This window comes from Pedobacter xixiisoli, from assembly GCF_900215335.1.
GTDB classification, from domain to species: Bacteria; Bacteroidota; Bacteroidia; order Sphingobacteriales; family Sphingobacteriaceae; genus Pedobacter; species Pedobacter xixiisoli.
In genome coordinates this window covers 1,352,029-1,366,110 of the sequence record NZ_OCMT01000001.1, presented here as the reverse complement: position 1 = coordinate 1,366,110, position 14,082 = coordinate 1,352,029, and the positions used below count along the sequence as shown (strand labels likewise).

Sequence of the window (14,082 nt, the reverse complement as noted above, 5' to 3'; positions counted from 1 at the left end):
CAGATGCACAGATCTAAAATTTAATTTGTGCATCTGTGGCATTTTAATGATTTACGTCATTATCAAATCATCACATTCTCACATCGTCAAATTCTTTTATCTTTGAGGCATGGGATACAAAAGTTTAGCCGAATGCGTAGCAGATTTAGAAAAACATGGTCATCTAATTAGAATCAAGGAAGAAGTAGACCCATATTTAGAAATGGCTGCAATCCATCTTCGTGTCTATGAAAAGCAGGGGCCAGCTTTGTTATTCGAGAAAGTAAAAGGTAGTCCGTTTCAAGCGGTTTCAAACTTATTTGGAACTGTAGAACGCTCTAAATTTATGTTTAGAGATAGTTTGCCAAAAGTTCAAGAGTTAGTTGAACTTCGCTCTGATCCCATGAAAGCTTTAAAAAAACCTCTTAATTACATAGGAACTGGATTAACTGCTTTGACAGCATTGCCTTTAAAGCAATCTTTATTTAAACAGACTTTCCAGAAAACAACCATTTCTGCCATTCCACAAATTGTAAACTGGCCTATGGACGGCGGGCCTTTCATTACCATGCCGCAGGTTTTTACAGAAGATATTGATAAGCCGGGTGTAATGAATAGTAATTTGGGTATGTATCGCATACAGTTAGCTGGTAACGATTATATCAAAGACAAAGAAATCGGACTTCACTATCAAATTCATAGAGGTATTGGCGTGCATCAAACTAAAGCCAATGCCAAAGGACAGCCACTGAAAGTGAGTATTTTCGTTGGTGGTCCACCTTCGCATCCTTTGGCAGCGGTAATGCCTTTACCAGAGGGATTGTCTGAGCTTACTTTTGCTGGTGCTTTAGGAAATAGAAGATTTCGGTATTTTAGGGATGAAGAAGATTTCGTGATTTCTGCTGATGCTGATTTCGTAATTACTGGAACAGTAGAACCTCACGATAACAAACCTGAGGGGCCTTTTGGAGATCACTTGGGTTATTATAGTTTGGTTCATCCATTTCCACTGATGAAGGTTCATAACGTGTACCATAAAAAAGATGCGTTGTGGTCATTTACGGTAGTAGGTCGTCCTCCACAGGAAGACACTAGTTTTGGCGCATTGATTCATGAAATATCTGGCTCTGCTATTCCACAAGAAATACACGGGCTAAAAGAAGTAAATGCGGTTGATGCTGCAGGTGTACATCCTTTATTGTTTGCTATTGGAAGTGAACGTTATACCCCTTATTTAAAAGAAAGAAAACCTCAAGAGATTTTAACCATCAGTAATCATATCCTTGGGAAAAACCAGTTGAGTTTAGCAAAGTATCTATTCATCGCAGCTAAAGAAGATGATGAAACGCTAAATACGCATGATATTAAACGTTTTTTAAGCCATGTTTTAGAACGCATTGATTGGAAACGAGACGTCCATTTCCATACTAATACGACAATAGATACCTTAGATTATTCTGGTGATGGACTGAATTCAGGTTCTAAAGTTGTTTTTGCAGCAGCAGGAGAAAAGAAACGAGAATTATTAAAGAGCTTACCGGTTGATTTTAGATTAGGAGTTAAATATGCTTTGGCTAGCGATGGTATACTTGCGGTTCAGTTAGATGAATATCAAAATCGAGAACAGGGAAAAGCAACTATTGCTTCGCTTAAAGAAGAATTGAAAGCGAACGACTTAACTCAAATTCCATTAGTAGTTGTTTGTGATGATGCAGCGTTTACTGCCGAAAATATCAACAACTTAGTCTGGGTAGCTTTCACTAGAAGTAACCCCGCAACAGATATAGATGGAGTAAATGAATTTACAGAAAATAAGCATTGGGGTTGTAAGGGTTCATTAATTATCGATGCCCGTAAGAAACCTCACCATGCACCAGAACTGATAAAAGATGTTGAAGTAGAAAAGAAAGTAGATAAGATGGGGGAGAAGGATGGATCGTTGTATGGGGTAATTTAGATTATACTCCTTAAAAGCAAAAAAAATCCCACGAGTTGTTCGTGGGATTTTTTTTGTTGTAATATGTTATTCTGATATTAAAATCTAATACCGAAAGTTAGGAAAACATTGTTTTTATTGTTTTTAGCTTCTGCTACTGGCTCATTGAAGTCGTCTAATAAATACGGGCTGAAAGTGCTTTGAGTTTGAGCTCTTTGATAAGCTAAATCAAAATAGTAGTTTCTATTTCTATAACCTAAGCCACCGCCATAAAATTGCGTTTGAAAGATGTTGTCTTTGTCATCTTTAAAAGCACTTCCGTTAATTCCATAACCAGCTCTCAAACTTACAAAATCAGTTACCTTTACTTCACCACCAATACGATAATTCACAGCACTTTTATAAAGAGCTTTAATATCTCTATTACTTTCATTTAATTCAGGGATACCAACGCCATCTGTACTAGAAACACGAATGCTAGTATAGTCTACAAAATCAACATCAGCAGATAATAATGCTCTATTACCAAATACGTAGCTTGCGCCCAACGAACCTTTTAAGGGTGTGCGTAGGTTATATGTATAATCGTAAATTTCGACATCTAAAATTTCACGATCTGTACTACTCACATAATAACTTTCATCTAAAGTGAACCAAGTTGGTGTTTGTAAATTAACACCAATTCTGAATTCACTCGTTGGTCTAAAAAGCACTCCCAAACGAGCATTAACGCCAGAACCCTTCACACTTTGATTTTGAAAATAATCAACAGCATATGTTCCAGTACCCGAAGTTCCATTTTCGTTAAGACTCATGTCATTATCCATGTTTACGCTGACTAAGCCTAGATTTGCGCCAATGTAGATCTCGTTAGAAATATTGATTGCTCCAGCAATATTAAATTCAGAAACTGAACCTGATCGTACGACATTTCCAAACTGAGTATTTCCTAAAGTACCTGCATTTTCCTCATAGAACATGTTATATACTGAACTCGTATTGTTTTGACCAGAAAAATTTGCCTCAAGGCCATAATCACTATTACGAGTATAACCTAAACCTACTGAAGCGCTGACAACGCCTTTTTTAGCGTCTTGTCCATTTGACCTATAGGTAGGCATATGAAAAACTACTCCTAATTGATTGATGTTGACTTGGCTTTTATTAGACGAAGTGTTATTTCCAAGATATTTTGCATCTACCTGAGTTCCGTTGAATTCTGGAGTAAAAACAAATTCGGATCTAGTAAATAAACCTAACCCAGCAGGATTGCCTCCTAAAGAGCTAATGTCACCTCCAACACCAATTTGTGCATTCCCCATTCCTTTGAATCTAGCAGAGCTGCCATAATTAGTTTGTGAAAATCTAAGTGCGTCTCCAGCATAATTTGGAAGGCGCACAGGTACAGGATCCGTATTTTGTGCATTAGCATAATTCGTAGCAGCTAAAGCTACAACGAACATTACGATATATTTTTTCATTTGTATGTTTTAAATATTGGGAAATTAATTAACCTCTACCGCCTCCACGTGTTGGACGACTACTTCCTCCTCCGCTGCTACCGCTACTTCCTCTACCGCTACTGCTGCTACCACCATTATTTGACGGCGGCGGACTGTAACTTGGTCTAGAAGGAGCATTATTCTCCCTTGTTGATGGTCTACTTTCAGTAGTTCTGGTAGGTCTGCCTGAATTGCTTGAACCAGAAGATCTATCTGGTCTAGACATTCCATTGGTAGCAGGGTTATAGTTCTCCGCTCTTGTTGGTCTGTTAACTCCATTTGATACATTGCCTCTACTCCCAACCGGTCTACCATTGTAAATCCCATTAGAACCGCTATTTCCATAACTGCCACGTGTAGGTCTCGGACGGTAATTATCATTTCTTACAATGACGTTGCCTCCCCAGCCTCCGCCACCCCAATAGCCACCGCCCCAGTATCCTCCGCCGAAACCGCCACCCCAACCAAGGCCTCCGCCCCAGTAAGAGTAAGGACCCCAAGTATTCCAATAATACGGACTACCGTAAAAAGCCCATGAAGAATAAGGGTTATGCCAACGATTGAAGCCCCAGCCATAATTAAAGCCTAGAGACCAGTCGTAAGGATTGTACCAAGAGTTGTACCCGTAAACATTATAATAATCGTCGAAATATACTCTATTCGGACTGCCATAATAGAACCTGTCAATTCTAGAAGCATAATCCATATCGTAGCTTTCATCACTAGCTCTATAATTTGCATCATAGCGACTGGTGTCTATCTGCGCAGTTTGAACTGGGGGTGAATATTTATAAACCCTAGCTTGAGCAGTAGTGTTATACACATCGTCGGCGGTATTATTTTGCGCCATCTTTTGTGTAGAGCATGAGGCAACCAACATGGCGGCTGCCGCAAGTGTACTGGTTAAAAAATGATTGACTCTCATTGTATTTAGGTTTTAATTTGTGTGCTAATTAAATTGTGACTATAAATTTATAGCTTTGTAGCCATCAATACAAGAAATTTAACACAAAAAACGTTCCAAATAAGTTATGAGCAAAGGTATTACGAGTAAAAGTGAAGATTATTCGCAATGGTATAACGACATTGTTATAAAAGCCGATTTGGCAGAGCATTCATCAGTGAAGGGTTGTATGGTTATCAAGCCGTATGGATATTCTATCTGGGAGAAAATGCAAGCGGTTTTAGACCATAAATTTAAAGAAACAGGTCATAGCAATGCTTACTTCCCTTTGTTTATCCCCAAATCTTATTTTTCTAAGGAAGCTGCCCACGTAGATGGGTTTGCAACAGAGTGTGCCGTTGTGACACATTATCGTTTGAAAAATGACGGGAATGGCAATATCATCGTGGATGAGGATGCAAAATTGGAAGAGGAACTAATTGTTCGTCCAACCTCAGAAACCATCATTTGGAATACTTACAAAGGTTGGATTCAATCTTATCGTGATTTACCTCTATTGATTAACCAATGGGCAAATGTGGTGCGCTGGGAAATGAGAACTCGTTTGTTTTTACGTACTACCGAGTTTTTATGGCAAGAAGGTCATACAGCTCATGCAACTGCGGAAGAAGCTATAGAGGAAACAGAGAAAATGCTAGATGTTTACGCAGATTTTGCGGAAAACTGGATGGGCGTTCCTGTGGTAAAAGGTAGAAAAACAGAAACAGAACGTTTTGCAGGTGCATTAGATACTTATTGTATTGAAGCGTTAATGCAAGATGGTAAGGCTTTACAGGCAGGAACTTCTCACTTTTTGGGGCAAAATTTTGCAAAAGCATTTGATGTGAAGTTTACAAGCAAAGAAGGTAAACAAGAGCATGTTTGGGCAAGTTCATGGGGTGTTTCTACGCGTTTAATGGGGGCGCTAATTATGGCACACAGTGATGATAGTGGTTTAGTACTTCCTCCAAAATTGGCCCCAATTCAAGTGGTAATTGTGCCAATTCATAAAGGTGATGAAGAATTGCAAAAGATTTCATCGTTTGTTGATGAATTAATTCCAAGATTAAAAGGATATGGCATTTCTGTAAAATACGACGATAGAGACAGTCAACGTCCAGGATTTAAATTTGCGGAATACGAATTAAAAGGTGTGCCTATTCGTTTAGCTATTGGCGCTAGAGATATGGAAAATGGTACTGTAGAATTGGCTCGTAGAGATACTAAAGAAAAATTCACCGTTCCCCAGGAAGGATTGGCAGAGCATATTTTCCAATTATTGGCACAAATTCAACAAAACATCTATGATAAAGCGTTGAATTTTAGAAATGAACACATCACAGAAGCTAATTCATACGAAGAATTTAAAGATTTGCTAGAAACTAAAACTGGTTTTATTGCTGCGCATTGGGACGGTACTGTAGAGACAGAAAAACGTATCAAGGAAGAAACTAAAGCTACAATTAGATGTATTCCTTTGGATAATAAGTTAGAAGACGGAGTTTGTATCCTAACAGGAAATCCATCTAAACAAAGAGTGTTGTTCGCAAGAGCTTATTAGCCAATTCGTCATTGCGAGGCACGAAGCAATCTTAATGAGATAAGCAAATCAATGTAAGTCGTTGTAAGATTGCTTCGTGTCTCGCAATGACGTGACTAAAAGTATTATGGAAAAACAAACCGATAACTATCAACTCATATTAAATAAACTTGACAACAAGGCTTCTTTAAAACAGGAAATCTACAGAAATACGGTTGATGTTTTTGCAGCAGCGAAAAAAGCTTTGTCGAAATTGGCGTCGCGGTTACATCAGGATTATACCGTAAATAATCCTTCTGTTGAGGTGTCCTACAAAGACACGCATCAATTTGAAGCAGAACTTAAGTTTTCTGGAGATATGTTACTGCTATCCATGCATAGTAACATTTTTAATTTCGAGGAAGGACATCGTATCTATTCGTCAACTTACATCAAATCAAATCCCAATTTAAGTTATTGTGGCGTAATCTATATCCATAATTTCTTGGCGGATTCTGTAAAATATAATCGCTTGGCAGATGAAGGAACTTTGGTAGCTCGCATATTAATTAACAAGGAAAAACGTTTTATTGTAGAAGGCGAAGGGCAATTAGGCTTTTTGTACGAATCCTTTAGTGAAGAGGAAATAAGTGAGGAAGTTTTGACGCATATTTTTGAGTTAGCGATTTTAGATTGCATAGATACTGATTTACTACTTCCGCCTTATGCTTCTGTTAAAGATATTACTTTGCATCAAAAGCAGACAACCTTAGCCGCAAGTGGTTATCCAACAGGAAAAAGGCTTGGTTATTTATTTAAATCAGAAGTACAACAGAATAATAATTTATAAAATCTCACTGCACCGTCATTTCGACGAAGAATAAGGAGAAATCAAACGATTATATATTTCAACTCCTTATTTTTACGCAAACGAGAGTATAATTAATCACTAAACCATGTAGTAAGATCTATGTTTCTATGTGGTTATTAAATAATATAACAATGAAATTTGCAACTAAAGCTATACATGCAGGTCAGGAGCCAGACCCAACAACTGGCGCTATTATGACGCCAATTTATCAAACTTCAACTTATTGGCAAGCCTCTCCAGGCGACCATAAAGGTTACGAGTATTCTAGAGGTACCAACCCAACTCGTAAAGCGTTAGAGGATTGTCTAGCAGCATTGGAAAACTGTAAATATGGTTTAGCTTTTAGTAGTGGTATGGGCGCTACAGACTGTTTGTTAAGGCTGTTAAAGCCTGGCGATGAAGTAATCACTGGTAACGATTTATATGGCGGTTCTTATCGCATTTTCACCAAAATCTATCAAAACTACGGTATCAAATTTCATTTTCTAGATTTATCTAATCCTGAGAATATTACGCCGTATATCAATGAAAAAACTAAATTGGTGTGGATAGAAACACCAACTAATCCGACGATGCGTATTATTGATATTGAAGGTGTTGCTAAAATTACAAAAGCTAACAATATCCTTTTAACCGTTGATAATACTTTTGCATCGCCATATCTGCAAAATCCAATTGATTTAGGCGCTGATATAGTAATGCATTCGGTTACAAAATATATCGGGGGTCATTCTGATGTGGTAATGGGCGCTTTGTTGACTAACGATGAACAGTTATACAAAGATTTGTTCTTCGTTTATAATGCTTGTGGTGCAACGCCAGGTCCTCAAGATGCTTTCTTAGTGTTGAGAGGAATTAAAACTTTGCACCTGCGTATGAAAGCGCACTGCGAAAACGGAGAGAAAGTAGCTCATTTCTTAAGAAATCATTCTAAGATTGATAAAATTTATTGGCCAGGCTTCGAAGATCATCCTAATCATGATGTGGCTAAAAAGCAAATGCGTGGTTTCGGAGGTATGGTCTCAGTCACTTTAAAAGATGCAGATTTGCAAGAGACTTTTCGCATAGCCTCAAGATTTAAGGTATTCTCTTTAGCTGAATCTTTAGGTGGTGTAGAAAGTTTGGTAAATCATCCTGTAAGCATGACACACGGTTCAATTCCTAAAGAAGAACGTGAAAAAGTTGGTGTAACCGATAACTTATTACGTTTTAGTGTAGGGGTAGAGGATATTGATGATTTATTAGCGGACTTGGAACAAGCGTTATCAAATTAGCTTATTTGCTATTAGCTAATACGATGATGAAAATTGATAATCTTAAAAACTTTCTAGATGCAAAAGTGGCACAGTACAACCAGCCTAATTTCATTGCGAACGATCCAATTAGTATTCCGCATCAGTATAGTTTAAAACAAGATATCGAAATTGCCGCTTTTTTTGCGGCAATTTTAGCTTGGGGGCAACGTAAAACGATAATCAGTAAGTGTAATGAGTTATTGGCGAGGATGGATAATCAGCCTTACCAATTTATGTTACATCATTCAGATAAAGATTTGAAAGGCTTGCTAGGTTTTAAGCATAGAACTTTTAACGATACTGATTTACTATATTTCGTGGCTTTCTTTCAGCAACATTATAAACAATTTAATTCTTTAGAAACTGCTTTTATTCCTCAGGCTTTAACTTATAGAACAGAATATTTAAGTGTGGAAGAAATAGTTTCGGGATACGAATTGACTTCTTCCACCTGTTATACTTCAGATTTAGTTATTGCTGATTTTACTATTGAAAAAGCTTTGAACCATTTCCGTTCTCACTTCTTTAGTTTACCTGATTTTCCTCGTAGAACGATTAAACATATTTCTTCGCCAACTCAAAAATCTACCTGTAAACGCCTCAATATGTTTCTCCGTTGGATGGTAAGGAAGGATGATTGTGGTGTTGATTTTGGTATTTGGAATACCATTCGCCCAGCGGATTTAGTTTGTCCTTGCGACGTGCATGTGGATCGTGTAGCTAGACATTTCGGTTTAATTGAACGTAGGCAGACCGATTGGCTAACTGCTGTAGAACTTACATCTAGATTAAAAGAATTTGATACAGAAGACCCCGTAAAATATGATTTTGCCTTATTCGGTTTAGGGGTTGAAGGGGAATTATAGTTGTTTTCTTGTTTGTTTTGATGATTGCGAAAACATACAACTTATAACCTAAAACTTATAACTTTAGTAAATGGTTAATTTCAATGCAGAAATAGAAAAGTTTGATAGTAACGGTGAGAAAACTGGCTGGAGCTATGTTTTTGTGCCCGAAGCTATTGCTCGACAAATTAAACCAGATGATAAGAGAGGGTTTCGGGTGTGCGGACAGATCGATAATCTAAAAATTAGTGGAAAAAGCTTGCTACCCATGGGCGGCGGAGATTTCATCTTGCCCTTAGATGGTAAAATTAGAAGGCAGTTAAAAAAGGAAGCTGGAAATCCTGTGTCACTTTCTTTGGAGCATGATGTAGATTTTAAAATCGAAATGCCAGAAGATTTAGAGATTTGTTTAGCCCAGGAAGATGGACTGTTAGAACATTTTCTATCCTATACTAAAGCACATCAAAATTATTTTATTGTTTGGTTAAATACTGCAAAAACAGAAGCTACGAGAACCAAGCGTTTAATTATGATTGTTGATGCGATGGCTAAAAAGCAAGATTTTGGATTGATGCTGAGAAGTAATAAAAAGGAAAAGTAGGAGCGAAGATTTATCGCCCCAATAAGTTCTTTTTATACTAAAAATCCGCCACCTAATAAATCGTTACCTTCATAAAATACAGCCGACTGACCAGGAGCAATAGCGGAAACAGCATGGTCGAAAACTACACGCATGTTGTCCTTCTCTTGCACAATGGTACTTAAACTGCCTGCATCTTTATAACGGATTTTGGTAACTACATTATCTAAAGGTTCGTTGATATTATCGTATTTAATTAGGTTAACGTTTCTCACCATCGCTTCGCGGCGTTCCAATTCATCGGCTCTGCCTAAAACTACGGTATTGCTTTCTGGTAAAATTTGAGTAACAAACATTGGTTCGCCAAAAGCTACACCTAAACCTTTACGCTGACCAATAGTGTAGAATGGATAACCCTTGTGTTGTCCAATCACCATTCCTTGGCTGTTTACAAAATTTCCGCCAGCTACTCGGTCTTCCAAATCTTCCACTTTATGTTTTAAGAAAGCACGGTAGTCATTATCAGGAACAAAGCAAATTTCATAGCTTTCGCTTTTCTTTGCCAATTCTTCTTGGCCCATATCTAGCGCCATTTGTCTAATTTCCGATTTAGCAAAACTGCCCAAAGGGAATTTAGTTCTAGCTAAGTTTTCTTGCGAAACGCCCCATAAGACGTAAGATTGGTCTTTGTTTTCGTCTTTTCCTTTAGAAATTACATAACGGCCACTGTCTTGCTGGCGAATGTTGGCATAATGCCCAGTAGCAATAAACTCACAATCCAATTTATCGGCACGTTTTAACAAAGCTTCCCATTTAATGTAAGTATTGCAAAGCACACATGGGTTTGGAGTTCTTCCCGCTAGGTATTCATCTACGAAATTATCGATTACAAAATCACCGAATTCGTCTCTAATATCTAAAATGTAGTGAGGAAAGCCATAATTAACGGCTAACGTACGAGCATCATTGATGCTGTCTAAGCTACAACAACCGGTTTCCTTGCTATTAGTGCCAGAAGTAGCATAATCCCAAGTCTTCATGGTTAGGCCAATAACTTCGTATCCCTGTTCGTGCAACATTACTGATGCTACCGAACTATCTACCCCGCCACTCATGGCTACTAAAATTCTACCGTGTTTGCTCATTATTGTAAATCAATTTGCAAAATTACGTAATTAGTTTAAAAGTGAACGATTAGCTGTCAAAAATGAAACAGTATAGACATTAGAACGAATAGATTTAGTTTTAACACCCTGCACATCCAAGAAAATTTAGGATTTAAGATGCTGTTTTATTGAGCAATATGGAAATTATCTACTGCTCGATTTTCTAATCTGTAATTCTGTATCTAATAAAATGGTTTCGGCAGGGCCGATATCTTTTCCTTTAACTAAATTAATCAGCGTTTGAGCCGCTAATTCGCCAATTTGTTTTGATGGTTGGCGCACTGTACTTAAAGAGGGATTTAAAATAGGAGCTAGATCTGAATTACTGAAACCAATTAACGAGATATCTTCAGGTATGCTGTAGTTATGCTCGTTCAAGTAAGCGAGAACTTTAGTACTAAGTAAATCTGTAGCTGTAAAAATAGCTTGTGGTTGCAGTTTAAGCAATTCGTTCATTGCTTTGGCTACATTTTCATCTACTTTTTGTGGGTCGGATGTGTTACAGAATTTAACCAACTCTTCTTGATAAGAAACCTGATGCGCTGCCAGTGCTTGCTTGTATCCTTCGAAACGCTCATGTGTCATTGCCAATGTAGATTTGCTACTTAAATGAGCGATTTTTGTATATCCTGAAGAAATTAAATGTGCAGTTGCTTGATAAGCACCTTGAATATTATTTGCAGTAACTTTATGTACATTTAGTTCTTCTGTAATTCTATCAAAAAGTACAACGGGAAAACCTTGTGATTGCAATTCCTTTAGATGGCTAAAATCAGTGGTTTGAAAAGATGGAGAAATCATAATGCCGTCTACACCACTTGCATATAATAAATTGATACAGGCTTTTTCTTGTTCATAAGATTCCTTGCTCTGCATGATGATGATTTGATAGCCGCTTTCGGTACATATTTGGTCTATACCATCTAGCATTTGAGCCACAAAGCTATTGTCAATGGAGCAAATTACCACTCCGATAGACTTCGTTTTGCCAACCTTAAGACTTCTGGCCATTCTATTAGGCACATAGTTGTGTTCTTTAGCGTAGGCCAATACCAATTTCTTCGTTTCTTCTCCAATTTCGTGGCTATCAGTTAGCGCTCTAGAAACGGTAGAAACAGAAATATTCAAGGCTTTAGAAATATCTCTAAGGGTTATATTGCTCATCTCTATAAATCACTATAAAGATAAGGTTTATTGTTAAGATGTTGGAAGCTTAACCGAGGATTGTAATTTCGAAGAAAATTAGAAAGGTTATTCGCTTAACCTACAGTTGAATAGTGTAGGTGTTGAAAAGTTGGAGGACTATAGCTGGTTTAATTTTCGGATATTTAACCTTCCATTTGTGTGAATATGAAGTTAGTAATTGCCGAAAAACCATCTGTAGGACGTGAATTAGCCAAAGTTTTTGGTGCAACTACCCGTAAGGATGGTTATATTGAAGGCAAGGGCTATTCCTTCACTTGGGCATTTGGACATTTGTTGCAACTAGCACCGCCACAAGAGTATGGTTTTTACGGTTGGCGTAAAGAGCATTTACCAATGTTACCACAGAAATTCAAGCTTTCTATCCGTAAAATTAAGACTAAAGATGGAATGGTGGAAGACCCAGGAGTGAGAAAACAACTGGATATTATACAGAAGCTATTTGATGAATGTACTGAGATTATTGTAGCAACGGATGCTGGGCGTGAGGGAGAATTGATTTTCAGATACATCTATTCTTATTTAAAATGTAAAAAGCCCTTTAAACGCCTTTGGATTTCCTCGCAAACTGATGAAGCGATTAAAGACGGTTTCAGGAATTTAAAACCAGGCGAAGATTACGATACTTTGTTCAGTTCAGCACATTGCCGTTCAGTTTCAGACTGGTTAGTAGGCATGAATGCCACTCAAGCTTTGAGTATTTCGGCAGGTAACAGGAGTGTATTGTCGTTGGGCAGGGTACAAACGCCAACTTTGGCTATGATTTGTGCTCGTTACCTAGAAATCAAAAACTTTATACCTAAAATCTATTACCAAATTGGTATTCAGTTAGATAAAGATGGACAATTGTTTAAAGCAATTTCTGTAGATAATTTTGAAACTAAAGAGGAAAGTGAGGCTATTTTTGCCAAGGTAGAAGATGTGGCATCTGGATTTAGCAACGGTGGTAATATTACTGCGGTTGAGGCAAAGCCGAGAAAAGAACCACCACCACTTTTACACGATTTAAGTAGTTTGCAACAAGAGGCTAATAAACGTAATGGGTTTACTGCCGACCAAACTTTGGGTTTGCTGCAAAATCTTTATGAAAGTAAGTTGGTAACCTATCCACGTACCGGTAGCCGTTATATAGGTGATGATGTTTTTGCAACAGTTCCTCCATTAATTGCCAGTTTAACCGACCATCCGCAATTTGCGAAACAAGCGATGGCTTTAGGCGAAATGACACTCAATAAAAGAAGTGTAAATGCAAAGAAAGTTACCGACCACCATGCCATTTTAACGACGGGTATTAAAGCTGGTTCATTAAGTAAAGACCATCAAGCAGTTTATGATATGGTGGCTGGACGTATGTTGGAGGCATTTCATCAAGAGTGTTTAAAAGAGGTAACCAAAATTACCATCCAATCGGAAATTACTTTTATGGCCAACGGTACAGTTATCCGCTCTGCAGGCTGGCGTTCGGTGTTTAATGATGTAGAAGACGATAAAAAGGACGAAGACAATCCAGCTTTACCAAAAGTTAAAAAAGGAGAGGCCTTACCAATTATAAATAAAGCTTTGTTAGAAAAACAGACCAAGCCAAAGGCAATGTATAATGAAGCTTCCTTATTAAAATCTCTAGAAACTTGTGGTAAAGAGATAGAAGATGAAGAGCTGCGCTATGCGATGAAAGACAGTGGTTTAGGTACTCCTGCAACTCGTGCTGCCATCATCGAAACTTTACTGACTAGAGAATACATTCTTCGTGAGAAACGTAACCTAGTTCCTACGGCTAAGGGTTTGGCGGTTTACGAAATTGTGAAAGAGAAACGCATCGCTCAAGCAGAATTAACAGGAGCTTGGGAAAAACGTTTAGAAGAAATCAGATCTGGCGGAACATCAGTGCAAGAATTCAAGAGCGAAATCATTGATTATACCCGTAGCATTACCCAAGAACTGTTAACCGATGGTGCCGCTATTTCGGGTCAGTTAGCTACACCCGCAACCGTTACTACTTAGTGACTAGGTATCTCGGTCCGTTTAGTTATTAGTAATTAGGGGACTTAGAATTAGTCCGGTTTCGAGAACTCTTAGCTACTTCCATTGCCGTTGACTTCAGCCAACGGATAATTTTATGTTTTGCAAAAAGGCTTTAGCCAAATATCAACTCTTTAATCCGTCAGTTGAAACTGACGGTAGTGAACTCTTACTAGGCTGTGCCTATACTAACTGCTAATTCCTAATCCCTATTAAATCAAACT

The 14,082-nt window shown here is 37.8% G+C and carries 11 protein-coding genes; 7 read left to right on the top strand and 4 right to left on the bottom strand.

From position 1 onward, the window contains the following. Positions 1 to 109 precede the first annotated feature (109 nt). A complete protein-coding gene (locus tag CRO54_RS05440) occupies positions 110 to 1,936 on the top strand; it encodes a UbiD family decarboxylase (protein ID WP_097129535.1) in 1,827 nt (608 codons plus the stop codon). Between the two features lie 77 nt (positions 1,937 to 2,013). Here the strand turns inward: CRO54_RS05440 and CRO54_RS05435 are convergent, their stop codons facing one another. Next, positions 2,014 to 3,396 (bottom strand): OmpP1/FadL family transporter, encoded by a 1,383-nt coding sequence (locus CRO54_RS05435; protein ID WP_097129532.1) that lies wholly within the window; start codon positions 3,394 to 3,396, stop codon positions 2,014 to 2,016. A 28-nt stretch (positions 3,397 to 3,424) separates the two neighbouring features. Then, positions 3,425 to 4,342, bottom strand: coding sequence for a hypothetical protein (locus tag CRO54_RS21130; RefSeq protein WP_097129530.1), 918 nt, complete (start codon positions 4,340 to 4,342; stop codon positions 3,425 to 3,427). 106 nt (positions 4,343 to 4,448) lie between these two features. Between CRO54_RS21130 and proS the strand changes: the two genes are divergently transcribed. From proS to CRO54_RS05405, 5 genes are all read left to right on the top strand, one after another. Beyond that, the gene (gene proS, locus CRO54_RS05425; RefSeq protein WP_097129527.1) at positions 4,449 to 5,921 is read left to right on the top strand and encodes a proline--tRNA ligase; all 1,473 of its coding nucleotides are present in this window, start codon (positions 4,449 to 4,451) and stop codon (positions 5,919 to 5,921) included. A gap of 106 nt (positions 5,922 to 6,027) precedes the next feature. Beyond that, on the top strand, positions 6,028 to 6,729 hold the full coding sequence (locus CRO54_RS05420; RefSeq protein WP_097129524.1) for a hypothetical protein: 702 nt from the start codon (positions 6,028 to 6,030) through the stop codon (positions 6,727 to 6,729). Positions 6,730 to 6,881: 152 nt separating this feature from the next. Continuing rightward, the gene (locus CRO54_RS05415) at positions 6,882 to 8,024 is read left to right on the top strand and encodes a cystathionine gamma-synthase (protein ID WP_097129937.1); all 1,143 of its coding nucleotides are present in this window, start codon (positions 6,882 to 6,884) and stop codon (positions 8,022 to 8,024) included. Between the two features lie 26 nt (positions 8,025 to 8,050). After that, positions 8,051 to 8,911: a TIGR02757 family protein gene (locus CRO54_RS05410; protein WP_097129522.1), complete on the top strand. Its 861-nt coding sequence runs from the start codon at positions 8,051 to 8,053 to the stop codon at positions 8,909 to 8,911. A 70-nt stretch (positions 8,912 to 8,981) separates the two neighbouring features. Beyond that, positions 8,982 to 9,491 (top strand): YdeI/OmpD-associated family protein, encoded by a 510-nt coding sequence (locus CRO54_RS05405; RefSeq protein WP_097129520.1) that lies wholly within the window; start codon positions 8,982 to 8,984, stop codon positions 9,489 to 9,491. A gap of 32 nt (positions 9,492 to 9,523) precedes the next feature. Here the strand turns inward: CRO54_RS05405 and mnmA are convergent, their stop codons facing one another. Beyond that, positions 9,524 to 10,615, bottom strand: a complete 1,092-nt coding sequence (mnmA, locus tag CRO54_RS05400) for a tRNA 2-thiouridine(34) synthase MnmA (RefSeq protein ID WP_097129518.1) — start codon at positions 10,613 to 10,615, stop codon at positions 9,524 to 9,526. A gap of 165 nt (positions 10,616 to 10,780) precedes the next feature. Continuing rightward, positions 10,781 to 11,800, bottom strand: a complete 1,020-nt coding sequence (locus CRO54_RS05395; RefSeq protein ID WP_171047825.1) for a LacI family DNA-binding transcriptional regulator — start codon at positions 11,798 to 11,800, stop codon at positions 10,781 to 10,783. Between the two features lie 186 nt (positions 11,801 to 11,986). Here CRO54_RS05395 and CRO54_RS05390 point away from each other — a divergent pair, with 186 nt between their 5' ends. After that, entirely contained in the window at positions 11,987 to 13,840 is a 1,854-nt protein-coding gene (locus CRO54_RS05390) for a DNA topoisomerase 3 (protein ID WP_097129514.1), read from the top strand. Positions 13,841 to 14,082: the final 242 nt, after the last annotated feature.